A 25,032-nucleotide genomic window follows, 5' to 3' on the forward strand; every position below is an offset into this window, starting at 1 on the left:
CGTGGCAGTCGTCGATGTATCCGAAGAGCTGAAGTCCCTCTCCTCGACCATGGAGTCGATCGAGGCCGTTCTGGACCTCGACAGGATGAGGGCAGACATCGCCGTGCTCGAGGAGCAGGCGGCCGCGCCGTCCCTGTGGGACAACCCGGACGAGGCGCAGAAGATCACCAGCAAGCTCTCCCACCTCCAGGCGGAGGTGCGGAAGGCCGAGGGCCTGCGCGGCCGGATCGACGATCTCGCCGTGCTCTTCGAGATGGCCGAGGAGGAGGACGACCCGGACACCCGTGCCGAGGCCGAGTCCGAGCTCGAGTCCGTCAAGAAGGCGCTGGACGAGATGGAGGTCCGCACGCTGCTCTCGGGTGAGTACGACGCCCGTGAGGCGCTCGTCAACATCCGCGCCGAGGCGGGTGGCGTGGACGCCGCCGACTTCGCCGAGAAGCTCCAGCGCATGTACCTGCGCTGGGCCGAGCAGCGCGGCTACAAGACCGAGGTCTACGAGACGTCGTACGCCGAAGAGGCCGGCATCAAGTCGACCACCTTCGCCGTCCAGGTGCCCTACGCCTACGGCACCCTCTCCGTCGAGCAGGGCACGCACCGGCTCGTGCGCATCTCGCCCTTCGACAACCAGGGCCGCCGCCAGACGTCCTTCGCGGGCGTCGAGGTGCTGCCCGTCGTCGAGCAGTCCGACCACGTCGACATCGACGAGTCCGACCTGCGGATCGACGTCTACCGGTCCTCCGGCCCGGGCGGCCAGGGCGTGAACACCACCGACTCCGCGGTGCGCATCACGCACATCCCCACCGGCATCGTCGTCTCCTGCCAGAACGAGCGGTCCCAGATCCAGAACAAGGCCACCGCGATGAACGTTCTGCAGGCCAAGCTGCTGGAGCGGCGCCGCCAGGAGGAGCAGGCCAAGATGGACGCCCTCAAGGGCGACGGCGGCAACTCCTGGGGCAACCAGATGCGTTCCTACGTGCTGCACCCGTACCAGATGGTCAAGGACCTGCGCACGGAGCACGAAGTGGGCAACCCCGAGGCCGTGTTCAACGGCGAGATCGACGGTTTCCTGGAGGCCGGAATTCGCTGGCGCAAGCAGCAGGCGAAGTAACGTCGGGCGGAAACGCCGCTTTGTCGACAAGGCAACTGCCGCCTCCGGGGCGGCAGTTGCCTTTCGTCTGCCGGTGATGTCCGGCTTCTACAGCACACTCACACCCATTGTGTCCGGCATACCCCCCTGTACTCGGACATCGCGTACGCAATGACCTTGACGTTGCTTTGAAAAATGGGAAGGGTGAGGCGCGGCATGCGTATTTCTGGGGCGCATGTGAACCGGGGGGCTTCACTGCAGCTACCTCCGTCGATCACGGCCCCGAGCGCCGCCTCACTGACGAACAGCTACTGGGGGTAGCAACCATATGACCAAGAAGACGCGGATCCGTGTCGCCCGCATAGCGGCCGGTGCCGTGATCGCGGCCGGAGCCTCGCTGACCGCCGCGGGCGCCGCCTCGGCCCTCGACCTGGGCGTGAGCGCCGAGGTCGGCGGCGTCGGCGTGGGCGTCGGCGTGGGCCTCGACGGCGACGACCCGGAGACCCCGCCGACGACCATCCCCAGCGAGGAGCCGCCCACCGAGGAGCCTCCCACGGAGGAGCCGCCCACCGAGGAGCCCCCGACCGAGGAGCCTCCGACGGAGGAGCCGCCCACCGAGGAGCCCCCCACCGAGGAGCCGCCCACCGAGCAGCCCACCGAGCCGACGGACCCCACCGAGGAGCCGACCGAGCCGGCCGACCCCACGGAGGCCCCGGGCAACGGCAACGGCGGCGGCAACGGCGGCAACAACGCCGACCCCGACGGCGGCTCCAACCCCTCCACCCAGGAGCAGGGCTCCTCGGCCCTGACCGACACCGGTGAGGAGGCCCCGGCCTCCGACGCGGCCGCCCAGGGCGGCGGCGAGGAGCTCGCCGAGACCGGTGCCGCGGAGACCACGTTCCTGCTGGTCGGCGCCGCCACGATGATCGCCGGCGGCATCGGCTTCCGCATGCTGCCCCGCATGATGAACGGCCGCGGCGCCGCCGCCTGACGGTAGCCGCCCGCGTACGGGGCGTACGTGACGTACGCCCGACGCATGCGGAGGGGCCCGGAGCCGGCACGCTCCGGGCCCCTCCCGCGTCTCTGACGCCCCTGTCGGGGCTTCCCGCGAGGTCTAGGCGGTCTGGTGGGCCAGCAGCGCCACCGCCGCGACCAGGACCGCCAGCAGCGCGATCAGCGCCATCGGGTTCAGGCCCGAGAGGAAGTTCTCCTGTTGCAGTCGCTCGCGGTTCGCCCGGCACACGGGGCACCGGCCCTCACTGACGGGCGCCGCGCAGTTCGCGCACACCAACCGGTCGTACGTCATGCGCTCGCCCTCCTTGCAACCGGTTCTCGTCGTACAACGCTCGCGCCACCGCGAACGTTCCCCTTCCACTGTGCCAGGTTCCGTGGGCCGCTGCGCGCCCTCCCGAGGGGACCGGGGTCCGCCCCGGTGGGGACAAAACGCGCAAGTATCACGCAACCCCGACCGGTGACTGCGGGCCGCTCCCCGCTTCGCGTATGGTCACGCTCATCTACCCCCGGCGACCCGTGGTGCATCCGTGATCCGATTCGACAACGTCTCCAAGGTCTACCCCAAGCAGAACCGTCCAGCCCTCAGGGATGTCTCCCTGGAGGTCGAGAAGGGCGAGTTCGTCTTCCTCGTGGGGTCCTCCGGCTCCGGAAAGTCCACTTTCCTGCGGCTGATCCTCCGCGAGGAGCGGTGCAGCCACGGCCAGGTGCACGTCCTGGGCAAGGACCTCGCCCGCCTGTCCAACTGGAAGGTGCCGCAGATGCGCCGCCAGTTGGGGACCGTATTCCAGGACTTCCGGCTCCTGCCGAACAAGACGGTGGCGGAGAACGTCGCCTTCGCGCAGGAGGTCATCGGCAAGTCCCGCGGCGAGATCCGCAAGTCCGTGCCGCAGGTGCTCGACCTCGTCGGGCTCGGCGGCAAGGAGGACCGCATGCCGGGCGAGCTGTCCGGCGGTGAGCAGCAGCGCGTCGCCATCGCGCGCGCCTTCGTCAACCGGCCCAAGCTGCTGATCGCCGACGAGCCCACGGGCAACCTCGACCCGCAGACCTCCGTCGGCATCATGAAGCTGCTCGACCGCATCAACCGCACGGGCACCACCGTGGTGATGGCCACGCACGACCAGAACATCGTGGACCAGATGCGCAAGCGCGTCATCGAGCTGGAGCAGGGCCGTCTCGTCCGCGACCAGGCACGCGGCGTCTACGGCTACCAGCACTGAGACCGCAGATCGCACGGTAACCACGGAAAGGCTTAATCAGACGCCATGCGCGCCCAGTTCGTGCTTTCGGAGATCGGTGTCGGTCTTCGCCGCAACCTGACGATGACCTTCGCGGTCATCGTCTCCGTCGCCCTGTCCCTGGCCCTGTTCGGCGGTTCGCTGCTGATGAGCGACCAGGTGAACACCATGAAGGGCTACTGGTACGACAAGGTCAACGTCTCCGTCTTCCTCTGCAACAAGAGCGACGCCGAGTCCGACCCCAACTGCGCCAAGGGCGCGGTGACCGAGGACCAGAAGAAGCAGATCCTCGCGGACCTCGAGGAGATGTCGGTCGTCGAGAAGGTGACGCACGAGTCGCAGGACGAGGCGTACAAGCACTACAAGGAGCAGTTCGGCGACTCCCCGCTGGCCAGCTCCCTCACGCCGGACCAGATGCAGGAGTCGTACCGGATCAAGCTGAAGGACCCGGAGAAGTACCAGGTCATCGCGACCGCCTTCGACGGCCGGGACGGCGTGCAGTCCGTACAGGACCAGAAGGGCATCCTCGACAACCTCTTCGGCCTGCTCAACGGCATGAACTGGGCCGCGCGCGCGATCATGGCGCTGATGCTGGTCGTCGCGCTGATGCTGATCGTCAACACCGTGCGCGTCTCGGCGTTCAGCCGTCGGCGCGAGACCGGCATCATGCGCCTGGTCGGCGCCTCCGGCTTCTACATCCAGGCACCGTTCATCATGGAGGCGGCCGTCGCCGGGCTCATCGGCGGTGGTGTCGCCTGCGCCTTCCTGGTCATCGCGCGGTACTTCATCATCGATCACGGACTGGCCCTGTCCGAGAAGCTGAATCTGATCAACTTCATCGGCTGGGACGCCGTACTGACGAAGCTGCCGCTCATCCTGGCCACCAGCCTGCTGATGCCCGCGTTGGCGGCGTTCTTCGCGTTGCGCAAGTACTTGAAGGTGTGACGCACGCCAAGAGGGCCGAACGGTCAAGCGACCGTTCGGCCCTCTTGCGTTGTCCTACACTCACCGTCATGTCAGGTCGTGACCCGTTCTGTCAGCCCCGCCGCGTCCGCCACGGTGCCGCCCTGACCTTGGTGTTCGCGAGCGTGCTCGTCACCGGCGCCGCCACCGGCTCGTTCCCCGAGGCCGAGCGGAAGTCCGCGCCGGACACGGCCCGTTCGGCCGCACCCGCCGGTCACCACCAGGAGGTGGCCCGGGCGGCCGCCGAGGCGATGGCCGCCGGCAAGTCCCCCGTGGAGGCCGCGGAACGGGCCGTCAGCCGCAGCGGAGACCGGTGGGGCGCCGTCTACTCCCCCGGGGAGTACGAGGAGTTGGAGGAGTCCCTCGACGGCCAGTACACCGGCGTCGGACTGTCGGCGCGCCGCGAGCGCGACGGCGGCATCGAGATCACCAAGGTGCGGTCCGGGTCGCCCGCGGCCGACGCCGGGATCCGCGCGGGCGACCGGCTGCGTGCCGTCGACGGCCGGCAGGTCGACGGGCGTCCCGTCACCGAGGTCGTCTCCTTGCTGCGAGGCGACGCCATGGACCGGCCCGCCGGCACCACCGTCCGGCTCGGCCTGGAGCGCGGCACGCGCGCCTGGACCGAGACCGTGCGCCGGGCCCGGCTGACCACGGACCCGGTGAGCGTGCGCGGCACGGCCGCCGGCGACACCGTCATCAAGGTCGCCTCCTTCACCAAGGGCGTCGGCGACCAGGTCCGCACCGCCGTGGGCCGGGTCCCGGCCGACGCCGGGGTCGTGCTCGACCTGCGCGGCAACTCCGGGGGCCTGGTCACCGAGGCCGTCACCGCCGCCTCCGCCTTCCTCGACGGCGGCCTGGTCGCCACGTACGACGTCGACGGCGACCAGCGGGCCCTGCACGCCGAACCCGGCGGCGACACCACCAGACCCCTGGTCGCGCTCGTCGACGGCGGCACGATGAGCGCGGCCGAGCTCCTCACCGGCGCCCTGCAGGACCGCGGACGGGCGGTCGTCGTGGGCTCCCGCACCTTCGGCAAGGGCTCCGTCCAGATGCCGAGCCCGCTGCCCGACGGCTCGGTCGCCGAACTGACCGTCGGCCACTACCGCACCCCCTCCGGCCGCGGCGTCGACGGCACGGGCATCGCACCCGACCTGGAGGTCGACCCCGCGGACCCGGCCGCCCTGGAGCGGGCGGAGACGGTGCTGAGCGGGTTGTAAACGGCTTTCCGCCAACCCCCTCCGTAGTGCGAAAATGGTCGGCACTATGGCTAAGGAAAAAGGGCGCAAGCTGATCGCGCAGAACAAGAAGGCGCGGCACGACTACCAGATCCTCGACACCTACGAGGCCGGCCTGGTCCTCACCGGGACCGAGGTGAAGTCGCTGCGCCAGGGCCGGGCCTCGCTGGCCGACGGCTTCATCCAGATGGACGGGCACGAGGCGTGGCTCTACAACGTGCACGTGCCGGAGTACAGCCAGGGCACCTGGACCAACCACAGCGCGCGCCGCAAGCGGAAGCTGCTGCTGCACCGCGTGGAGATCGACAAGCTGGAGTCGAAGTCCCAGGAGACCGGTCACACGATCGTGCCCCTCGCGCTGTACTTCAAGGACGGCCGGGCCAAGGTCGAGATCGCGCTGGCGCGCGGCAAGAAGGAGTACGACAAGCGCCAGACCCTGCGCGAGAAGCAGGACCGGCGCGAGGCGGAGCGGGCGATCTCGGCGATCCGGCGCAAGCAGCGGGCGTGACGGCGGTCCGTTCCCGCGGCCGGGAATGTCCGGGCGCCGGACCGCGTTGAAACCCCTGGCCGGCCGGCGGGCCACCCCCGGGTGACCCCTGGGAATACGCTGGCACGGACGTGCGTTGGTCACGTACGATGGCATCTGCACCGCACAGCAGGTGCGCTCCCTCTCCGGAGGGCTTGAAAAATCAACATGGGGATGATCGGTTTCGACAGCGGATGTCGAAGCAGGGGAAGCGTGTCGAGGAAGCGGCCATGATCTCGTAAACCACAGGCCGAAAAAAATAATCGCCAACACCAAGCGCGATTCCTCCCAGCAGGCCTTCGCCCTCGCTGCCTGATCTCAGGTAGCAGAGCGAGCCTCCTACTAAGGGAGTGTCAGCCCGGGGCTGTTCCCGACCCGGATCCTGGCATCAGCTAGGGGACTAAACCTTGATCCCGGTCACGGGGTGAAGAGGGAAACCAAACAGTGACTGAGCCCGTCGGAGACTTGTCCGCGTGATCTCCGGGGCCGAGAAAAGCGAAGCGGACTGCACACGGAGAAGCCCTGGTTCCACACCGTTGGACGCGGGTTCGATTCCCGCCATCTCCACAATTCCCATGTGGGCGAAGGCCCCGTCGCTCCAGCGCGACGGGGCCTTCGTCATGCCCTGTCCTGCCCTGCCCGGTCGCCGGTGAGGGGCAGCAGGGCGAGCAGCAGCGCCGCCGCCGCGGCCGTGACCGGCACTCCGTAACCGGCCGTGGCCGACACATGCTCCACCGTCCAGCCCCCGGCCGCGCTGCCGCAGGCGATGCCGCCGAGCAGGCCCGTCACCGCGAGGGTCATGCCCTCGTTCAGGCGCCCCGCGGGGGTGCGCCGCTGGACCAGCGTCATGGTGGTGACCATGGTCGGGGCGGTCGCCATCCCGGCGACCAGCAGCGTGACCGCCAGGAGCGGCAGCGAGCCGGTGAGCGAGGCCGCCAGCAGCGGCAGCGTCAGCAGGGCCGTCATCGCGGCTACGCACCACGGCAGGCGGTCCTCGGCGGATCCGGCGGGCTTCAGCGCGCCGTACAGCAGCCCCGCCGCGCACGAACCGGCCGCCTGCAGGGCGAGCACCACACCGGCTGCCGTGCGGTGGCCCTGTGCGTCCGCGAATGCGATGGTGACCACTTCCATGGCCCCGAACACCCCGCCCATCGCCAGGCACACGGCCAGCAGCGGCGGGATGCCGGGGGCACGGAAGGGGGCCTTCGCGGGCGGGCGCGGCTGCGCGGGCGGCTCGGTGGAACGCTGGGCGGTGAACAGCAGCATGCCGGTCACCAGCAGCACCACGCCGACGAGTGTGCCCGCCTCCGGGAAGAACGTCGCGCTCAGGAAGGCCGCCAGCACCGGCCCGAGCATGAAGCACAGTTCGTCCGCGGCCTGCTCGAACGAGTTCGCCGTGTGCAGCGCGTCGGCGTCGCCCTTCAGCAGGTGGGCCCAGCGGGCGCGGGCCATCCCGCCGGTGTTGGGCGTGGTGGCGGTGGCGGCGTACGCGGCGAACAGGGTCCAGTCGGGGGCGCCGTGGCGCACGCACAGCAGCAGGGCGAGCGAGCCGAGGGCGGCGACCAGCGCGGCGGGCAGGGCCACCCTGGCCTGGCCGTGGCGGTCGACGAGCCGCGCGGTCCACGGGGCGACCAGCGCGGTCGCCGCCAGGCCCGTCGCGGTGACGGCGCCGGCGAGGGCGTAGGAGTCGCGTGTGCCGGCGATCATCACGACGGCGCTCACGCTGAACATGCCCATGGGCAGACGGGCGGTGAGATTGCCGATCGTGAACGCACGGGCGCCCGGGACGGAGAGAAGGCGGCGGTACGGGCCGGGTGGCCGGCGCCGGGTGCGCGGGCGGAAGTCGGCCATGACGAGCGAGTCGGCGGTGACGGTGGGCAACGGGGCCTGCCCGGGCGGGCGGCGCGGGGTCGTCGGCGGCATGCGTCCACCGTCGCCCGCGGTCTGTCAAGGGGTCCAACACCTTCTCCGCACCCATTCACGCACCCCTGTTGTAAATTCCCCGGATGCCCGCACCGAGCCACCTCGACCCACGCCTCCTGCGCGCCTTCGTCACCGTCGCCGAGGAGCTGCACTTCACGCGCGCCGCGGCCCGCCTGTACGTCGCCCAGCAGGCGCTCAGCCGGGACGTGCGGCGCCTGGAACGGGAGCTGGGTGCCGAGCTGTTCGTCCGCACCACCCGGCAGGTCACGCCGACGGCCGACGCCGAGCGGCTGCTGCCGTACGCGCGCCGGGTGCTGCAGGCGCAGGACGACCTGCTCGCCGCCTTCGGACAGTCCCGTCCGCTGCTGGTGGACCTCAACTCCTCGGGACTGGCCACCGGGCGCCGGGTCCTGGAACTGGCCCGCCGGCTGGCCCCCGACCAGGAACTGATGGCCCGCTACGAGAGCGGCCTGACGGGAGCCGCCGCCGAACTGCTCGCGGGCCGCCTCGACGCCTCGTTCGGCCGGTTCGCGGGCCTGGCCCCGGCGCTGCGGGCAGGGCTCGGCCACCAGCCGGTCCGCTACGAACGCATGGCCGTCGTCCTGCCCGAGGACCACCCGCTGGCCGGCCTGGCGGAAGTGCCGCTCGCCGCGCTGGCGGGCGAGACCGTGTACGCCGGGGCCGGCAATCCGCGGACACCGGAGTGGACCGACCTCGCGCATCGCCTGTTCGAGGGACGGGGCATCGAAGTGGCGCCACCCGCTCCGCTGGCCGTGGGGCACGAGGAGTTCCGGCGGATCATGGACAAGACCCGCAACCCGATCCTCGCAGTGGTGGACTTTCCGGCCATGCCGTCGACCGTGTTGCGCCCGCTGGTCGATCCCGTCCCGCTGTCGCCCGTGTCACTGGTCTGGCGAAAGGGGCTGGTGCACCCCGCATTTGACGCACTTCGCCGGGCCGCGGCCCGACTCGCGGTCGAGGAAGGGTGGCTGGTGAGACCCGCCGACGGATGGATTCCGGCCACTGACGCCGCTGTGATGTCGGTCCGTTAACCGACACCCGGGAACCACACATCCTCCGCGTGCGCTACATTCTTGGCCTGAGCACGGTGTGGTACAGGGGGCGCTCGAACCTGGTGGGGGCCGGTTCGGCCGACGGGTGCTCGGAGTCGTATGCGCACCCGGAACTGTCCCGTGGGGGGAAGTGCGTGCGCGTGGATAAATGGCAGAAAGACGCCCAACCGGAGTGGCCCGTGAGCGGATCCGGGACTCGTGGTCTCCCCGAGCCGAACCAGGACGAGGACGCCACGCAGGCGATTCCGGGGCCCAGGGCGTTCCCCGGGCCGACCGGGCCCCCTGCGGCCGGCCCGTCCGCGCAGCCCGGTGCGTTCCCGGGGCGCGGCACGTTCCCCGGCCCCCGGGCGTTTCCGGACACTCGCGCAGCGGACGTCCGCCGGCCTGCCGCGGATGCCGCGCAGACGGAGATGCTGCGGAACGGCCCGCGGCCTGCCGCGGATGCCGCGCAGACGGAGATGCTGCGGAACGGTCCCTGGCCTTCCCCGGATGTCGCGCAGACGGAGATCCTGCGGAACGGTCGCCGGCCTTCACCTGACGCCGCCGAGACCCAGGTCCTGCCCGCCCGCGGGCGCCCCGACGCCGGTGCGCCCGACGTCCTCGGCGCGCGAATACGCCGGCAGCGCATAGCGCAGGACCAGGACCGGACGGGCCGGGGCCGTACGGACCGCGCCGGAGCGGACCCGGTCCCCGACCCGACGGACGTGCTCCCCTCGGCGGCCCGGACCCGCGCCTTCCCGACGCCCGGCCCCGCCACCACCGTCCTGAGCGACCCCTGGCAGGAGGCCCAGGACGCGCCGGACGCCCCGCACGCGCGGGGCACCGGCGGGTCCGACCACACCCACGACCCGCACGAGGTCACCGTCCAGCTCGACGCCGTCCAGCTCGGCGACGGGATGCTGCGGCAGGCCAAGAGCGGCCCGGGCAACGGCCCGGAGGGCTCCGACGGGCCGGTCTTCGTCGACGCGTCGGGCCGCCGCAGCCGCCGCTTCCGCCGTCTCGGCATCGCCGTCGGCATCGTCTGCGCCATCTACGCCGTCGTCATGGTCTCCACGCTCCTGTCCGGCAACTCCAACGCACCCTGGCTCCCCGTACCGGGCCAACAGGAGGGCAAGCCGGCCGGCCAGGTCGACACCACGCCGCTGCCCACACAGTCGGCACAGCCCTCCACCAGCGGCAGCGCCGCCCCGCGGACGTCCCCCTCGGCCGACGGCGGCGTGACCTCGGCGCCCGGCGTCGACGCCCCCGCACCCGGCGCCTCCGACGCCGCCGGGCAGCCGGGCACCGGCACCGGCCCGGCGCCGTCCGCGTCCCAGACCGCACCCGAGCCGGGAGGCGGCGCGACCGACCCCGACCCGACGCAGTCGGCGCCCACGTCGCCGGACCCCGGCACCGTCGCCCCGAGCACCCCGTCGGGCGGGGGCGAGCCCTCGACCGATCCGACCGGCACCACCGACCCGGGCGGCGGTGACACCGGCGAGCCCGGTGGCACGGCCGTCAACGGCGCCGGCGCGCAGTCCCCCGTGGCCGCGGGACCGCTCACCGACCCGGCCGCGCCCACCTCCCCTTCCCTGTCCCCGGAGTACACCCTCTGATGGCATCCCGCACCCGCCGTCACGGGGCCGCGAACGGAGCCCGTGACGGCTCCCGGCGGCGCCGCCTGCCTCTGCGCCTGCTGCTGCCGGTGCTCGTCCTCGTCGCCCTGATGGCGATGCTCATGCTGCGCGGGTACGTGCACAGCGAGATCCTCGCCGACCACCGCGTCCAGCCGCCCGCCGCCACCGACCGGGTGCCGCAGAAGATCCTGGAGGGCGGCCCGGTCATCGACACGCGCGGCGGCCGCACCGAGGGCCTGAGCGTGCCCGACCACCGCCTCGTCCTGACCTTCGACGACGGCCCGGACCCGACCTGGACCCCGAGGGTGCTGGACGTGCTGAAGAAGCACGACGCCCACGCGGTCTTCTTCGTCACCGGCACCATGGCCTCCCGCTACCCGGACCTCGTCAAGCGCATGGTCGACGAGGGCCACGAGGTCGGTCTGCACACCTTCAACCACCCCGACCTCTCCTTCCAGTCCAAGAAGCGCATCGACTGGGAGCTGTCGCAGAACCAGCTGGCGATCACCGGCGCGGCCGGCATCCGCACCTCGCTGTTCCGCCCGCCGTACTCCTCCTTCTCCGACGCCATGGACAACAAGTCCTGGCCGGTCACCGAGTACATCGGCAGCCGCGGCTACATCACCGTCGTCAACAACACCGACAGCGAGGACTGGAAGAAGCCCGGCGTCGACGAGATCATCCGCCGCGCCACGCCCGAGGGCGGCAAGGGCGCCATCGTCCTGATGCACGACTCCGGCGGCGACCGCCACCAGACCGTGCAGGCGCTGGACAGGTTCCTGCCCGACCTGAAGCAGAAGGGCTACGAGTTCGACAACCTCACCGAGGCCCTGGACGCGCCCAGCGCGCACAGCGAGGTGACCGGCGCCGAACTGTGGAAGGGCAAGGCGTGGATCTTCCTGGTCCAGGCCAGCGAGAAGATCACCGACGGCCTGGTGGTGGGTCTCGCGGTCATCGGCACCCTGGTCATCGGCCGCTTCGTCCTGATGCTGCTGCTCTCGGGGATCCACGCCCGCCGGGTCCGCCGCAAGGGCTTCCGCTGGGGCCCGCCGGTCACCGAACCGGTGACGGTGCTGGTCCCGGCGTACAACGAGGCCAAGTGCATCGAGAACACCGTCCGTTCCCTGATGGCCAGCGACCACCCGGTCGAGGTCATCGTGATCGACGACGGCTCCAGCGACGGCACCGCCCGGATCGTCGAGGCCATGGGCCTGCCCAACGTGAGGGTGATCCGCCAGCTCAACGCGGGCAAGCCGGCGGCGCTCAACCGGGGCCTCGCGAACGCCCGCCACGACATCGTCGTCATGATGGACGGCGACACCGTCTTCGAACCCTCCACCGTCCGCGAACTCGTCCAGCCCTTCGGCGACCCGAAGGTCGGCGCCGTGGCGGGCAACGCGAAGGTCGGCAACAAGGACAGCCTCATCGGCGCCTGGCAGCACATCGAGTACGTGATGGGCTTCAACCTGGACCGCCGCATGTACGACGTCCTGCGCTGCATGCCGACCATCCCGGGCGCGGTGGGCGCCTTCCGCCGCTCCGCCCTCGCACCCATCGGCGGCATGAGCGACGACACCCTCGCCGAGGACACCGACGTCACCATGGCGCTGCACCGCGCCGGCTGGCGCGTGGTCTACGCCGAGAACGCCCGCGCCTGGACCGAGGCCCCCGAGTCCGTCCAGCAGCTGTGGTCCCAGCGCTACCGCTGGTCCTACGGCACCATGCAGGCCATCTGGAAGCACCGCCGCGCCGTCATCGAACGCGGCCCCTCCGGCCGCTTCGGCCGCGTCGGCCTGCCCTTCGTCTCCCTGTTCATGGTCGTGGCCCCGCTGCTGGCCCCGCTGATCGACGTCTTCCTGCTCTACGGCATCGTGTTCGGGCCGACGGAGAAGACGATCGTGGCGTGGCTGGGCGTCCTGGCGATCCAGGCGTTCTGCGCGGCGTACGCCTTCCGCCTCGACCGCGAACGCATGACCCACCTGATCTCGCTGCCCCTGCAGCAGATCCTCTACCGCCAGCTCATGTACGTCGTGCTGCTCCAGTCCTGGATCACCGCGCTCACCGGCGGCCGCCTGCGCTGGCAGAAACTGCGGCGCACCGGTGTCGTCGAGGCGCCGGGCGGCGGCTCGGTGCCGAGCCAGCGGAGCAGCGATGATCGGAGGCCCGTGGCATGACCCACGGATACCCGACCGGAACGGGGGCCGGCCCGGAGCCGGCTCCCAGCCCCTACGGAATCACCCCGCAGCAGCCGAACGGCATCCCCGGGATGCCCTACGGCGTCCCGCAGCAGCGCACGGCGGAGCCCGCGCCCGCGGCCGAGCCCGTCACCGCCCCCGCCCCCGCCCCCGGGAAGCCGGGCCGCGACCGGTACCTCGACCTGCTGCGCTCGCTGGCCCTGGTCCGCGTGGTCGTCTACCACCTCTTCGGCTGGGCCTGGCTGACGGTGCTGTTCCCGTCCATGGGCGTGATGTTCGCGCTGGCGGGCTCACTGATGGCGCGGTCCCTGAACCGTTCGGCGATGAGCGTGATCCGCGGCCGGGTCCGCAGGCTGCTGCCGCCCCTGTGGGCGTTCAGCGCGGTCGTGCTGGCGCTGATGTTCGCGAACGGCTGGAACCCGCTGAAGGACCCGAACCTGGACGGCACCTGGGGCCTGGCCTCGCTGTTCAACTACATCGTCCCGATCGGCGCCCCGCCCTTCCCCTGGCACATCGGCTCCAAGTCGGGACTGCTGGAGGACACCTGGGCGGTGCAGGCGGCGGGTGTGCTGTGGTACCTGCGCGCCTACCTGTGGTTCGTCGTCGCCTCCCCGCTGCTGCTGTGGGCGTTCCGCCGGGCACCCTGGCCGACGCTCCTCGCTCCGCTGGGCCTGACGGCGATCGTCGGCACGGGCCTGGTGACCATCCCCGGCGAGACGGGCAACGCCGTCACCGACTTCGCGGTCTACGGCAGCTGCTGGGTCCTGGGCTTCGCCCACAACGACGGCATGCTGAAGAAGATCCCCCGGTACGTCGCCGTCTCCGGCGCGTCGCTGGTGATGGCCTTCGGCCTGTGGTGGGCCTCGAACCATCTGGGCCCCGACGGCTGGGACCTGAACGACATTCCGCTGGCCCAGGCCACCTGGTCGTTCGGCTTCGTCGTCATCCTCCTCCAGTACTCGCCGTCGTGGCAGGAACTCCCCGGCCGCCTGGCCAAGTGGGACAGGCTGGTGACCCTGTCCAACAACCGGGCGGTCACCATCTACCTGTGGCACAACCTGCTGATCATGGCGACGGTCCCGATCATCGACCTGGCCTACAAGCTTCCGTTCATGCAGAGCGAGCGCGCGGTCGGTGCCCTCGACAGCGCGTACACGATCTGGATGTTCGCCCTGGTCTGGCCGCTGATCGGCCTGATGGTGATGGCCGTCGGCTGGGTCGAGGACCTGGCCGCGAAGCGCAAGCCCAGACTGTGGCCGAACGGCGTGAAACGCTCCGCCGGCACGCAGCCCAGGTCCCGGGCGGCCCACCGGGGCTGACAGGTCAAGTGGCGGTCGAGCGGGACCGGGTGCGATGCCCGCTCGGCCGTACGCCCGTGCGAGACTGCCCCGGTTGCGCAGGTGAACAGGGCGGCCCGTGGGGAGCAGGTGCGGATGAGCAAGCGGCAGATGCAGAAGATGCTGCGGCTGATGGCGAGCGGTGAGCCGGTCGAGCTGACCAGTCCGATGGCGTCCGTGAAGAAGCTGGCCCGACTCGCCTTCGTGGCCCAGCAGTTCGGGTACGAGTACGCCGACGTCCGGCAGGGCGGCGGGACCAACGGCTCGCTCACGATGCTGATCGTGCCCGACACCGGCCCGCAGGCACGCGCCCGGGCCGCGCAGAACTGGGCGCAGTACCCGAACGCCGCCGACGGTGTCTCGCTGCCGCCGCTCGTGCCGGACGCCTTCGAACTCCTCAAGGCCCGGATCAACTTCGACCTCACCGGCAAGCACGCCGAGAAGCGGATGGGGTACGCGGCGCTCGGCGTCACCGTCGGGTGCGTGATCCTCGCCTACCGCGCGGGCGGCCGGTCCGAGGATTTCGTCATGGCGGCGATCGTCTGGCTGGTGGTCATGGCGCTCCTCGGCGTGGGATTCCTCGTCACGCGCAAGCGCAACGCCAAGTTCGCCGCCCGGCTGCAGGCCGCCGGGTACACGCCCGTGGCGGACGAGACGGGACGGGTGCGGTACCTGGCGCCCGGGGCGCAGCTGCCCGGGCACGGGAATCCGTTCGGGGGCGGGGGTGCCGTGGCCGGACCGCCGTACGGCCATCCGGCGCCGGGCGTGCCCGGGGGACCCGGTGTCCCCGCCGGTTACGGACAGCCCGCCCCCGGCCCGTACGCCCAGCAGCCGTATCCGCCGCAGCAACCGGTCCAGCCCCAGCAGCCGTACCCGCCGCAGGCCCCCGGCCCCTACGCCCAGCAGCCGTACACCCAGCCGCAGCCCCAGTCGCCGTACCCGCCGCAGGCGCCCGGCCCCTACGCCCAGCAGAACCCGCACTGGCACCCCCAGCCCCCGCAGGGCTGACCCCGGCGGCCGGCGGCGACCTCTCACCCCGCCCCCGCGCGGGGTGAGAGCAACGTTCCCTTCCGGTCATCCACAACCCAACAGACCGGAAACGCGCCCTTCCTACCTTCGGTGCTCGACCACTCACAGCAACAGCCGAGCCCGGAGCACCGTGGAGGCGTCATGACAGTCCCTGGCGGCCGCTGGATCCAGCACTGGGATCCGGAGGACGAGACCTTCTGGAAGAAGACGGGGGAGCGGGTCGCCCGCCGGAACCTGTTCTTCTCCGTGCTATCCGAGCACATCGGTTTCTCGGTCTGGACGATGTGGTCCGTGCTGGTGCTGTTCATGGGCCCGGAGTACGGGCTGACACCGGCCGACAAGTTCCTGCTGACGTCCGTGGTCACCCTGGTCGGGGCCGTCGTGCGGGTGCCCTACACCTTCGCGGTCGCGATCTTCGGTGGGCGGAACTGGACGATCGTCTCCGCAGGGCTGCTCCTCGTCCCGACCGTCGCGGCCTTCGTGGTCATGGAGCCGGGGACGTCCTACTCGACCTTCCTCCTCGTCGGCCTGCTGGCCGGCATCGGCGGCGGCAACTTCGCCTCCTCCATGACCAACATCAACGCCTTCTTCCCGCTGCGGAAGAAGGGCTGGGCGCTCGGACTCAACGCCGGCGGCGGCAACATCGGCGTGCCGGTCATCCAGCTCGTCGCGCTCGCGATCATCGGCGCGAGCGGCGGTCCGCGGGTGCTGCTGGGCATCTACGTCCCGCTCATCCTGGTGGCCGCCGTGCTCGCCGCCTGCTTCATGGACAACCTCACGTCCGTGAGGAACGACACCGGGGCCGCCAAGGACGCCGCCAGGGACGCCCACACCTGGATCATGTCCGTGCTCTACATCGGCACGTTCGGCTCGTTCATCGGCTACAGCTTCGCCTTCGGGCAGGTGCTGCAGACCCAGTTCGGGCGGACCCCGCTGCAGGCGGCCTACCTCACCTTCATCGGCCCGCTGCTCGGCTCGCTGATCCGGCCGCTGGGCGGGCGGCTCGCCGACCGGTACGGCGGCGCGCGGATCACGCTGTGGAACTTCGTCGCCATGGCGGCGGCAACCGCCGTACTCGTCGCGGCGAGCATGGCGAAGTCGCTCGCCCTGTTCGTGGCCGTCTTCGTCGTCCTGTTCGTGCTCAGCGGGCTCGGCAACGGTTCGACGTTCAAGATGATCCCCGGCATCTTCCAGAACAAGGCCCTCGCGCGGGGACTGACGGGCGAGGAGGCCGTGGCGTACGGGCGTCGTCTCTCCGGCGCCTCCATGGGCCTGATCGGCGCGGTCGGCGCGCTGGGCGGCGTCGCCATCAACCTCGCCTTCCGGCAGTCCTTCCTCTCCGTCGGCTCGGGCACCGGCGCGTTCGTCGCCTTCCTCGCCTATTACGCCGTCTGCTTCGGGGTCACCTGGGCGGTATACCTTCGCCGCCCGGCCGCCCCGGCCGTCCGCGCGCAGGCCGACACGGAGAAGAAGTCCGAGCCCAGCTACGCCGAGGTGTGACGTAACACTGGTGACATGAAGCCGAACCGAGCCCGTCACGCACCGTTGACAGGCTCCTGGGCAGGTACGGGACAGCCGAGCGCGGGACGAGAGCCATGGACGACGAACGACAGCCACCGGAACACGGCCCTCTCGCCGGATTCACCGTGGGGGTGACCGCCGCACGCCGGGCGGACGAGCTGGGCGCGCTGCTCCAGCGGCGCGGCGCCGCAGTCCTGCACGCCCCGGCGCTGCGGATCGTGCCGCTCGCCGACGACAGCGAACTGCTGGCGGCGACCAAGCAGCTGATCGATCAGGCGCCGGACGTCGTGGTGGCCACCACCGCCATCGGCTTCCGGGGCTGGGTCGAGGCCGCCGAGGGCTGGGGGCTGGGCCAGGCCCTGCTCGAGCGGCTCGGTGAGGTGGAGCTGCTGGCCCGCGGCCCCAAGGTCAAGGGTGCCGTCCGGGCGGCCGGGCTGACGGAGCAGTGGTCGCCGTCGTCGGAGTCCATGGCCGAGGTGCTGGACCGGCTCCTGGAGCAGGGCGTCGACGGCCGCCGGGTCGCCGTACAGCTGCACGGCGAGCCGCTGCCGGGCTTCGTGGAGGCGCTGCGGGCGGGCGGGGCGGAGGTCGTCGGGGTTCCCGTGTACCGGTGGCTGCCGCCGGAGGACATCGGCCCGGTCGACCGGCTGCTGGACGCCACGGTCGCCCGCGGCGTGGACGCCCTGACCTTCACCAGCGCCCCGGCCGCCGCGTCCCTGCTGTCCCGGGCCGAGGAGCGGGGCCAACTGCCCGAGCTGCTCGCCGCGCTCGCCCACGACGTGCTGCCGGCCTGCGTCGGCCCGGTCACCGCGGTGCCGCTCCAGGCACACGGCGTCGACACGGTCCAGCCCGAGCGGTTCCGGCTCGGCCCGCTCGTGCAACTGCTGTGCCAGGAGCTTCCGGCGCGGGCGCGGGCGCTGCCGCTCGCGGGACACCAGGTGGAGATCCGCGGGCACGCGGTGCTGGTCGACGGCGAGCTCAAGCCGGTGCCGCCCACCGGGATGGCCCTGCTGCGGACGCTGGCCCGGAGGCCGGGCTGGGTCGTGCCCCGCGCGGAGCTGCTGCGGGCGCTGCCGGGAGCCGGGCGCGACGAGCACGCCGTGGAGACGGCGATGGCACGGCTGCGCACCGCCCTCGGCACGCCCAAGCTGATCCAGACGGTGGTGAAGCGGGGGTACCGCCTGGCCCTGGACCCGGCCGCGGACAGCAAGTACGCGGACGCGTGACCCTCCGGCACACCGCCGAACCTTCCGCCGAGCGCGGGGGCCGTTCGAGGGGTTACGGGGGCGGAAGCGGGCAGGCACTGTAGAGGGAGTTCTTCCGAAGCGCTCCAGGAGCGCCGCGGAGGCGCTCCACCTGCTCCCCTCCCGGCCCGCCCCACCGGGCAACCCCTAGGCGGTGACAGGCACATGGCACTGGGCACGGCCACGGCCCCGTACGAGCTGCGGTTCGACACCGGACGGGTCTGTCTGGACCTCCTCGCCACCACCCACCCCGTGGAACGGCTCGGCTCCGTCGAGGTGCTGCGGGCCTGGATCACCGGATCCGGGCTCGTCCCACCGGGCACCCCGCTGGCCCACGCCGACCTCTCCTGGCTGGTCGGCTTCCGCGAACTGCGCCTGCAGACCGCGAGGTTGGTGCGTGCCCGGCCGGCCCCCGGCGCCCCGCCGTACGACCGCGCGCTCGCCCGCGTCAACGACCTCGCCCGCGGCGCGCCCCCGGCCCCGCGCGCGGTGCGCGGCGAGGACGGCGTCCTGGTACGGGAGTTGACCGGACCGCCCCTGTGCGTGGAACTGCTCGGCGCGGTCGCCCGGGACGCCGTGGACCTGCTCACCGATCCCGAGGCACGGGCGAGCCTGCGCCAGTGCGAGGGCGACAACTGCCCCATCGTGTACGTGGACACGTCCCGGGGACGCCGCAGGCGCTGGTGTTCCAGTGAGATCTGCGGGAACCGCGAGCGGGTCGCCCGGCACCGCCGCCGCGCCGCCGTGTCCCGCGCGTAGGCCCTTTCGGCGCCGCCGAAGAAATCTGTCCCCTTGCTTTGAACGCCCCGCGCCCCGCATCCGTACCGGATGGGCGAGCGACCGACTGGGGGAACCCCCGGACATCGGAGGTGGGCGTGCGCAAGGATCCCGTCGTGGCCAGTGAAGGTGGAGCGAGGGCCCGACATCGCATGTCCCAGCCCTCGGAGCCCGACGAGGAGCTGATGCGTGCCCTGTACCGCGAGCACGCCGGACCTCTGCTGGCGTACGTGCTGCGGCTGGTCGCGGGGGACCGGCAACGCGCCGAGGACGTCGTCCAGGAGACGCTCATCCGTGCCTGGAAGAACGCCGGTCAGCTCAATCGTGCGACCGGATCGGTACGCCCCTGGCTGGTGACGGTCGCCCGGCGCATCGTCATCGACGGCCACCGCAGCCGGCAGGCCCGGCCGCAGGAGGTCGATCCGTCGCCGCTGGAGGTCATCCCCGCGGAGGACGAGATCGACAAGGCGCTGTGGCTGATGACGCTGTCGGACGCGCTCGACGACCTGACCCCGGCCCACCGGGAGGTACTCGTCGAGACGTACTTCAAAGGGCGTACCGTCAATGAGGCGGCGCAGACCCTGGGCATACCGAGCGGCACCGTCCGCTCGCGGGTGTTCTACGCCCTGCGTTCGATGAAGCTGGCACTGGAGGAGCGGGGGGTGACGGCGTGATGAGCGGGTACGGGGGATTTCAGGGATTCGGCGAGGGATTCGGCTCGGGTGGTTCGGGTAATTCTGCCCCCATGCAGGGATCATCGGTGCCGAACGAACACGAGACCGTCGGCGCCTACGCCCTCGGGATTCTCGACGACGCCGAAGCAACCGCTTTCGAGGCGCACCTCGCGGGCTGCGAGTGGTGTGCCCAGCAGCTCGACGAGCTGGCCGGGATGGAGCCGATGCTGGCCGCGCTCGCGGACCTGCCGGGCGCCGGCACGCCCGCGATCGCCGAGTCGCTGACCGTGAAGCCCAGCCCGCGGCTGGCGGAGAAGCTCGTCGACGAGGTCGCCGAGCGTCGCGCCCGCAAACGGCGCCGCAACTTCTACCTGGTGGGCACCGCGGCGGCCCTGATCATCGGCGGCCCGTTCGCCGCGGTGGCGACGACCGGCGGCGGTGACGACGGCGGCGGCCGGAAGACCGAGGCGCAGCAGACCGCCGGCCCCGCCGAGTCCGCGTTCGCGGCCATGCCCGACCGGGTCACGGCGACCGACCCGGCCACCAAGGTCAGCGCGACCGTGGCCCTGGAGAAGAAGGCCTGGGGCACCCACGCGGTCCTGGAGCTGAAGAACGTCAAGGGCCCGGAGAAGTGCTCGCTGATCGCCGTCGGCAAGAACGGCGAACGCGAGACGGTCACCTCCTGGGCGGTCCCGGACTGGGGGTACGGCATTCCGGGAGCCACCACCGACCGGGCCAAGGAACCGCTCTACGTGCACGGCGGTGCCGCCTTCGAGCCCAACCAGATCGACCACTTCGAGGTCATGACCTTCGACGGGAAGCGTCTGGTGGAGGTCGACGCGTAGGCCGGGCGATCCCGCCCGACCCCGCGGACACGGTCTCCCGCGGGGTCGGGTCCGCCCCCGCACGGGTGGCGACCATGCCTGCCGGGGCGTCGCGCGCGGCGGCGGAAACCGGGCGTGCGGTGCCCGGTGGGCCCCGGCGACCCGGGGGACGCCCCTGCGGCTGGGGCGGGTCCCGCCGGACGGCCCCGTAGCCTCTCGGGCCCCCTTGGCGTACGGTTGACGGCTGCCCAGCACGTCAGAAGGGGGCCCGGTGGCCGCACAGGCTCAACAGGATTCAGCGGTCGACTCGGTTCACGGCGCCGCGACGGATGCCGTACACGACTCCGTACGGGACCGAGAGATCAGCGTGGAACAGGCACACCTGGACCGGGTGTACCGCCGGCTGGAGGAGAAGATCCACGAGGCCGAGTTCCTCATGAACGACGCGGCCCAGCGCGGCCAGGTCGGCACGCCCGGCGCGCTGGCCGAGCGCGACGCGCAGGTCTTCCGCGCCGGCGTCCACCTCAACCGCCTGAACAACGAGTTCGAGGACTTCCTCTTCGGCCGCATCGACCTGCTCCTCGGCAAGGACGGCAAGAAGGGCCCCGACGGCGCCTACACCGCCGTGGAGCCGGCCGAGGGCGCCGTACGGGCCGACAACACCGCCGACATCGCCGAGACCCTGCACATCGGCCGCATCGGCGTCCTGGACGAGGACTACGCCCCGCTGGTCATCGACTGGCGGGCCCCCGCCGCCGCCCCCTTCTACCGCTCCACCCCGGTCGAGCCGGGCCGGGTCGTCCGCCGCCGGGTCATCCGCTCCAAGGGCCGGCGCGTCCTCGGCGTCGAGGACGACCTGATGCGGCCCGAGATCTCGGCGTACCTGGACGGTGCCGAGCTGCCCGTCATCGGCGACGGAGCCCTGATGGCGGCCCTCGGCCAGGCCCGCACCCACACCATGCGGGACATCGTGGCCTCCATCCAGGCCGAGCAGGACCTGGTGATCCGCGCCCCCGCCGCCTCCGTGACGTACGTGGAGGGCGGCCCGGGCACCGGCAAGACGGCCGTCGCCCTGCACCGGGCGGCGTACCTGCTCTACCAGGACCGGCGCCGGTACGCGGGCGGCATCCTCATCGTCTCCCCGACCCCGCTGCTGGTGGCGTACACCGAGGGCGTGCTGCCCTCCCTCGGCGAGGAGGGCCAGGTCGCCATCCGCGCCATCGGCTCACTGGTCGACGGCGCCGAGGCGACGCTGTACGACTCCCCGTCCACCGCCCGCGCCAAGGGCTCGTCCCGCATGCTCAAGGTGCTGCGCAAGGCCGCGCGCGGAGCGCTGGAGTCGAACGGTTCGCCGCAGCGGCTGCGGGTCGTCGCCTTCGGCCGCCGCCTCGAACTGGAGGCCGAGGAGCTGGAGGCCGTCCGGCGCGCCGCCCTCGGCGGGACGGCCCCGGTGAACCTGCTGCGTCCGCGCGCCCGCAAGCTGCTCCTGGACGCCCTGTGGGAGAAGTCGGGCGCCGCCGGCCGCCACACCGACCCGGAGCTGGCCGCCGAGCTGCGCTCCTCCTTCGACGAGGACGTCAGCTCCGAGGACTCCTTCACCGGCTTCCTCGACGCCTGGTGGCCCGAGCTGACCCCGCGGGGGGTGCTGGCGGCCATGGCGGACGAGCGGCGGCTGGGCCGCTGGGCGCGGCGGGTCCTCAATCCCGGCGAGGTCCGCAAGGTGGCCCGTTCGCTCCGGCGCGACGGCCACTCGGTGCACGACATCGCCCTGCTCGACGAGCTCCAGGCCGTCCTCGGCGCCCCGGCCCGCCCCCGCAGGAAGCGTGAGCTCGATCCGCTGGAGCAGCTCACGGGCCTCGAGGAGCTGATGCCGCAGCGCGAGGAGACCCAGCGGGAGCGGGCCGAGCGGCTGGCCCAGGAGCGCACCGAGTACGCCCACGTCATCGTCGACGAGGCGCAGGACCTGACGCCCATGCAGTGGCGGATGGTCGGCCGTCGCGGCCGGCACGCCACCTGGACGGTCGTCGGCGACCCCGCCCAGTCCTCCTGGTCCGACCCGGACGAGGCGGCGGCGGCCCGCGACGAGGCCCTGGGCACCCGCCCGCGCCGCCGCTTCGAGCTCACGGTGAACTACCGCAACCCGGCCGAGATCGCCGAGCTGGCGGCCCGGGTGCTCGCGCTCGCCATGCCGGGTTCGCAGTCGCCGACGGCCGTGCGCTCCACCGGCGTGGAGCCCCGCTTCACCGTCGTACGGGACTCCCTGGCCGACACCGTCAGGGCCGAGGCCGCCCGGCTGCTGGACCTCGTCGACGGCACGGTCGGCGTCGTCGTCGCGATGAACCGCCGCGAGGAGGCCCGGCGCTGGCTCGCCGGGCTCGGAGACCGGGTGGTGGCGCTGGGCAGCCTGGAGGCGAAGGGCCTGGAGTACGACGCCACGGTCGTGGTCTCCCCGGCCGAGATCGCGGACGAGTCGCCCGCCGGGCTCCGCGTGCTGTACGTCGCGCTGACCCGCGCCACCCAGCAGCTGACGGTCGTCTCCAGCGAGCGGGACGAGCCGGACGCCGCCGGGGTGCCGGACCTGTTGCGCGACTGACGCCACCGGGACACACGTGAGGCCCGCGCCGTCTCCGGCGCGGGCCTCACGCGATGTTCAAGTGGCACCGACCCGCCATGCTCGCCTCGCGGCAAGTGGTCGCTCGTAGCGACGAAGGTTGGGCCCGGGGGCTTGGATCGGGCCGGTGCCACATCCAAGGTAACAAACGATCCCCGCAAGACAATTCCCGTCCCGAGGGTTCCTTCTCCGGGTGAGGTTCACCTCTTCCGTCCGCCCCCAACTTCTCGTATGGTGGAAGTCGTTTTCCGAAATCGATGGCTTCCGGTTGTACGGGCCGCGAACAAAACGTTCGCAACCCGGGGCGGCTACCGCGTACTCGGCGGTAGGTGCGACGATCGGACGGCACGACCAGCGACACGGTGAAAGCAGAGGAAGTCGGCCATGGCAACGGCGCCCAGCGTCTCCTACTCGATGACCATCAGGTTGGAGGTGCCCGCGAGCGGAACGGCCGTCTCGCAGCTCACCACCGCCGTGGAGTCCTCCGGAGGCTCGGTGACCGGCCTCGACGTCACGGCGTCCGGCCACGAGAAACTCCGTATCGACGTCACCATCGCGGCCAGCTCCACCGCCCACGCCGACGAGATCGTGGAGCAGCTGCGCGGCATCGAGGGCGTCACGCTGGGCAAGGTCTCCGACCGTACCTTCCTCATGCACCTCGGCGGCAAGATCGAGATGGCGTCGAAGCACCCCATCCGCAACCGTGACGACCTGTCGATGGTCTACACGCCGGGCGTGGCCCGCGTCTGCATGGCGATCGCGGAGAACCCCGAGGACGCCCGCCGCCTGACCATCAAGCGCAACTCCGTTGCGGTCGTGACGGACGGCTCGGCGGTGCTGGGCCTGGGCAACATCGGCCCGAAGGCCGCGCTGCCCGTCATGGAGGGCAAGGCGGCCCTGTTCAAGCGCTTCGCCGGCATCGACGCCTGGCCGATCTGCCTCGACACCCAGGACACCGACGCGATCGTCGAGATCGTCAAGGCCATCGCCCCGGGCTTCGCCGGCATCAACCTGGAGGACATCTCCGCCCCCCGCTGCTTCGAGATCGAGGCGCGGCTGCGCGAGGCCCTCGACATCCCCGTCTTCCACGACGACCAGCACGGCACGGCGATCGTCGTCCTCGCCTCCCTGACCAACGCCCTGCGGGTGGTCGGCAAGGGCATCGAGAACGTCCGCGTCGTCATGTCCGGCGCCGGCGCGGCCGGTACGGCCATCCTCAAGCTGCTGCTCGCCGCGGGCGTGAAGAACGCCGTCGTCGCCGACATCCACGGCGTGGTGCACGCCGGCCGCGCGGACCTGGTCGACGCCGCCCCCGGGTCGGCGCTGCGCTGGATCGCCGACAACACCAACCCCGAGGGCCTGACCGGCACGCTGAAGGAGGCGGTGCAGGGCGCCGACGTCTTCATCGGCGTCTCCGCCCCCAACGTCCTGGACGGCCAGGACGTCGCCGCCATGGCCGAGGGCGCGATCGTGTTCGCGCTTGCGAACCCGGACCCCGAGGTGGACCCGGCGATCGCCCGTCAGACGGCGGCCGTCGTGGCCACCGGCCGCTCCGACTTCCCGAACCAGATCAACAACGTGCTGGTGTTCCCGGGTGTGTTCCGCGGCCTGCTGGACGCCCAGTCCCGTACGGTCAACACCGAGATGATGCTGGCCGCCGCGCAGGCGCTCGCGGACGTGGTGACCGAGGACGAGCTGAACCCGAACTACATCATCCCCAGCGTCTTCAACGACAAGGTCGCCGGTGCCGTCGCCGGCGCCGTGCGGGAGGCCGCGAAGGCGGCCGGGGCGGATTCGTAGACGTCCCACCCGAGTGGTGGCGGCCCGCCGCCGTGGCTGTGAGGATCGCCACGGCGGGCCGCCGTACCGGCGCGTCGCGGGACAACGGGCTCCGGGTCGCCCTCTAGGGTTGCGCCAGGCCCACGCCCTCTCATCGTGTGACTCCCAAGGGTGTTCTCACGACTCCTGCGGGTGCCGGATTGGCTTTACCGCCGCAGGTGGAGGCAGGATGCCTCCCTGGGCGCGAGGGTCCGGCGACGGACCCGGGTCCGGGGACTGTCCGAGGACCCTGGCAGCATCGGCTTCGCTGTGCCCATCATGCGGCTCCGCCGCGTGGCACGCCTCAACGGCAAGAAGAACACGGGAGTA

The 25,032-nt window shown here is 71.7% G+C and carries 20 protein-coding genes and 1 other RNA gene; 19 read left to right on the forward strand and 2 right to left on the reverse strand.

Annotation, left to right across the window (positions count from 1 at the left end; all coding sequences use genetic code 11):
- Position 1 precedes the first annotated feature (1 nt).
- Both prfB and IE260_RS04320 read left to right on the forward strand, forming a co-directional pair.
- Positions 2 to 1,108: a peptide chain release factor 2 gene (gene prfB / locus IE260_RS04315; protein WP_189869112.1), complete on the forward strand. Its 1,107-nt coding sequence runs from the start codon at positions 2 to 4 to the stop codon at positions 1,106 to 1,108.
- A 307-nt stretch (positions 1,109 to 1,415) separates the two neighbouring features.
- Positions 1,416 to 2,078, forward strand: coding sequence for a hypothetical protein (locus IE260_RS04320; RefSeq protein WP_189869113.1), 663 nt, complete (start codon positions 1,416 to 1,418; stop codon positions 2,076 to 2,078).
- 123 nt (positions 2,079 to 2,201) lie between these two features.
- Here IE260_RS04320 and IE260_RS04325 read toward each other — a convergent pair whose 3' ends face one another.
- A complete protein-coding gene (locus IE260_RS04325; protein ID WP_067243640.1) occupies positions 2,202 to 2,393 on the reverse strand; it encodes a hypothetical protein in 192 nt (63 codons plus the stop codon).
- Between the two features lie 235 nt (positions 2,394 to 2,628).
- Between IE260_RS04325 and ftsE the strand changes: the two genes are divergently transcribed.
- From ftsE to ssrA, 5 genes are all read left to right on the forward strand, one after another.
- On the forward strand, positions 2,629 to 3,318 hold the full coding sequence (gene ftsE, locus IE260_RS04330) for a cell division ATP-binding protein FtsE (RefSeq protein ID WP_188184166.1): 690 nt from the start codon (positions 2,629 to 2,631) through the stop codon (positions 3,316 to 3,318).
- A gap of 45 nt (positions 3,319 to 3,363) precedes the next feature.
- Entirely contained in the window at positions 3,364 to 4,281 is a 918-nt protein-coding gene (gene ftsX / locus IE260_RS04335; RefSeq protein WP_189869114.1) for a permease-like cell division protein FtsX, read from the forward strand.
- A 68-nt stretch (positions 4,282 to 4,349) separates the two neighbouring features.
- Complete coding sequence (locus IE260_RS04340) at positions 4,350 to 5,516, forward strand: S41 family peptidase (RefSeq protein ID WP_189869115.1); 1,167 nt, start codon at positions 4,350 to 4,352, stop codon at positions 5,514 to 5,516.
- A 46-nt stretch (positions 5,517 to 5,562) separates the two neighbouring features.
- Complete coding sequence (gene smpB, locus IE260_RS04345; RefSeq protein ID WP_189869116.1) at positions 5,563 to 6,042, forward strand: SsrA-binding protein SmpB; 480 nt, start codon at positions 5,563 to 5,565, stop codon at positions 6,040 to 6,042.
- Between the two features lie 188 nt (positions 6,043 to 6,230).
- Positions 6,231 to 6,630: a transfer-messenger RNA gene (gene ssrA, locus IE260_RS04350) on the forward strand.
- A 48-nt stretch (positions 6,631 to 6,678) separates the two neighbouring features.
- Here the strand turns inward: ssrA and IE260_RS04355 are convergent.
- On the reverse strand, positions 6,679 to 7,983 hold the full coding sequence (locus IE260_RS04355) for an MFS transporter (RefSeq protein WP_189869117.1): 1,305 nt from the start codon (positions 7,981 to 7,983) through the stop codon (positions 6,679 to 6,681).
- 83 nt (positions 7,984 to 8,066) lie between these two features.
- Between IE260_RS04355 and IE260_RS04360 the strand changes: the two genes are divergently transcribed.
- The 12 genes from IE260_RS04360 to IE260_RS04415 all read left to right on the forward strand — a co-directional run bounded on the left by IE260_RS04360 (position 8,067) and on the right by IE260_RS04415 (position 24,684).
- Positions 8,067 to 9,035 carry a LysR family transcriptional regulator gene (locus tag IE260_RS04360; protein ID WP_189869118.1) on the forward strand — a complete coding sequence of 323 codons (969 nt, stop codon included), beginning with the start codon at positions 8,067 to 8,069 and terminating at the stop codon, positions 9,033 to 9,035.
- 479 nt (positions 9,036 to 9,514) lie between these two features.
- Positions 9,515 to 10,651 (forward strand): hypothetical protein, encoded by a 1,137-nt coding sequence (locus IE260_RS04365; protein WP_189869119.1) that lies wholly within the window; start codon positions 9,515 to 9,517, stop codon positions 10,649 to 10,651.
- The gene (locus IE260_RS04370) at positions 10,651 to 12,846 is read left to right on the forward strand and encodes a bifunctional polysaccharide deacetylase/glycosyltransferase family 2 protein (RefSeq protein WP_189869120.1); all 2,196 of its coding nucleotides are present in this window, start codon (positions 10,651 to 10,653) and stop codon (positions 12,844 to 12,846) included. Before IE260_RS04365 ends, IE260_RS04370 begins: the two co-directional genes overlap by 1 nt.
- Complete coding sequence (locus tag IE260_RS04375; RefSeq protein ID WP_189869121.1) at positions 12,843 to 14,186, forward strand: acyltransferase family protein; 1,344 nt, start codon at positions 12,843 to 12,845, stop codon at positions 14,184 to 14,186. The genes IE260_RS04370 and IE260_RS04375 overlap by 4 nt, the downstream gene beginning before the upstream one ends.
- A gap of 114 nt (positions 14,187 to 14,300) precedes the next feature.
- A complete protein-coding gene (locus IE260_RS04380) occupies positions 14,301 to 15,212 on the forward strand; it encodes a hypothetical protein (RefSeq protein ID WP_189869122.1) in 912 nt (303 codons plus the stop codon).
- A gap of 162 nt (positions 15,213 to 15,374) precedes the next feature.
- A complete protein-coding gene (locus tag IE260_RS04385) occupies positions 15,375 to 16,733 on the forward strand; it encodes a nitrate/nitrite transporter (RefSeq protein WP_189869123.1) in 1,359 nt (452 codons plus the stop codon).
- A gap of 95 nt (positions 16,734 to 16,828) precedes the next feature.
- Positions 16,829 to 17,980, forward strand: coding sequence for a uroporphyrinogen-III synthase (locus IE260_RS04390; RefSeq protein WP_189869124.1), 1,152 nt, complete (start codon positions 16,829 to 16,831; stop codon positions 17,978 to 17,980).
- A 183-nt stretch (positions 17,981 to 18,163) separates the two neighbouring features.
- Positions 18,164 to 18,757 (forward strand): CGNR zinc finger domain-containing protein, encoded by a 594-nt coding sequence (locus tag IE260_RS04395; RefSeq protein ID WP_189869125.1) that lies wholly within the window; start codon positions 18,164 to 18,166, stop codon positions 18,755 to 18,757.
- A gap of 170 nt (positions 18,758 to 18,927) precedes the next feature.
- Positions 18,928 to 19,449 carry a sigma-70 family RNA polymerase sigma factor gene (locus IE260_RS04400; protein WP_037675339.1) on the forward strand — a complete coding sequence of 174 codons (522 nt, stop codon included), beginning with the start codon at positions 18,928 to 18,930 and terminating at the stop codon, positions 19,447 to 19,449.
- Positions 19,450 to 19,520: 71 nt separating this feature from the next.
- Complete coding sequence (locus IE260_RS04405) at positions 19,521 to 20,294, forward strand: zf-HC2 domain-containing protein (RefSeq protein WP_189869126.1); 774 nt, start codon at positions 19,521 to 19,523, stop codon at positions 20,292 to 20,294.
- Positions 20,295 to 20,544: 250 nt separating this feature from the next.
- Complete coding sequence (locus IE260_RS04410; protein ID WP_189869127.1) at positions 20,545 to 22,866, forward strand: HelD family protein; 2,322 nt, start codon at positions 20,545 to 20,547, stop codon at positions 22,864 to 22,866.
- A 402-nt stretch (positions 22,867 to 23,268) separates the two neighbouring features.
- Complete coding sequence (locus IE260_RS04415) at positions 23,269 to 24,684, forward strand: NAD-dependent malic enzyme (protein ID WP_189869128.1); 1,416 nt, start codon at positions 23,269 to 23,271, stop codon at positions 24,682 to 24,684.
- Positions 24,685 to 25,032: the final 348 nt, after the last annotated feature.

This window comes from Streptomyces viridiviolaceus (assembly GCF_014650995.1).
Classification (GTDB): domain Bacteria; phylum Actinomycetota; class Actinomycetes; order Streptomycetales; family Streptomycetaceae; genus Streptomyces; species Streptomyces viridiviolaceus.

Bases quoted from the DNA above. Each gene is read 5' to 3' on its own strand.
- IE260_RS04385 (WP_189869123.1), top strand. From the start codon at position 15,375: ATGACAGTCCCTGGCGGCCGCTGGATCCAGCACTGGGATCCGGAGGAC.
- IE260_RS04395 (WP_189869125.1), top strand. From the start codon at position 18,164: ATGGCACTGGGCACGGCCACGGCCCCGTACGAGCTGCGGTTCGACACC.
- IE260_RS04415 (WP_189869128.1), top strand. From the start codon at position 23,269: ATGGCAACGGCGCCCAGCGTCTCCTACTCGATGACCATCAGGTTGGAG.
- IE260_RS04380 (WP_189869122.1), top strand. From the start codon at position 14,301: ATGAGCAAGCGGCAGATGCAGAAGATGCTGCGGCTGATGGCGAGCGGT.
- IE260_RS04370 (WP_189869120.1), top strand. From the start codon at position 10,651: ATGGCATCCCGCACCCGCCGTCACGGGGCCGCGAACGGAGCCCGTGAC.
- IE260_RS04400 (WP_037675339.1), top strand. From the start codon at position 18,928: ATGTCCCAGCCCTCGGAGCCCGACGAGGAGCTGATGCGTGCCCTGTAC.
- IE260_RS04340 (WP_189869115.1), top strand. From the start codon at position 4,350: ATGTCAGGTCGTGACCCGTTCTGTCAGCCCCGCCGCGTCCGCCACGGT.
- IE260_RS04390 (WP_189869124.1), top strand. From the start codon at position 16,829: ATGGACGACGAACGACAGCCACCGGAACACGGCCCTCTCGCCGGATTC.
- IE260_RS04405 (WP_189869126.1), top strand. From the start codon at position 19,521: ATGCAGGGATCATCGGTGCCGAACGAACACGAGACCGTCGGCGCCTAC.
- ftsX (WP_189869114.1), top strand. From the start codon at position 3,364: ATGCGCGCCCAGTTCGTGCTTTCGGAGATCGGTGTCGGTCTTCGCCGC.
- smpB (WP_189869116.1), top strand. From the start codon at position 5,563: ATGGCTAAGGAAAAAGGGCGCAAGCTGATCGCGCAGAACAAGAAGGCG.
- IE260_RS04320 (WP_189869113.1), top strand. From the start codon at position 1,416: ATGACCAAGAAGACGCGGATCCGTGTCGCCCGCATAGCGGCCGGTGCC.
- IE260_RS04375 (WP_189869121.1), top strand. From the start codon at position 12,843: ATGACCCACGGATACCCGACCGGAACGGGGGCCGGCCCGGAGCCGGCT.
- IE260_RS04325 (WP_067243640.1), bottom strand. From the start codon at position 2,393: ATGACGTACGACCGGTTGGTGTGCGCGAACTGCGCGGCGCCCGTCAGT.
- IE260_RS04365 (WP_189869119.1), top strand. From the start codon at position 9,515: ATGCTGCGGAACGGTCCCTGGCCTTCCCCGGATGTCGCGCAGACGGAG.
- IE260_RS04355 (WP_189869117.1), bottom strand. From the start codon at position 7,983: ATGCCGCCGACGACCCCGCGCCGCCCGCCCGGGCAGGCCCCGTTGCCC.
- IE260_RS04360 (WP_189869118.1), top strand. From the start codon at position 8,067: ATGCCCGCACCGAGCCACCTCGACCCACGCCTCCTGCGCGCCTTCGTC.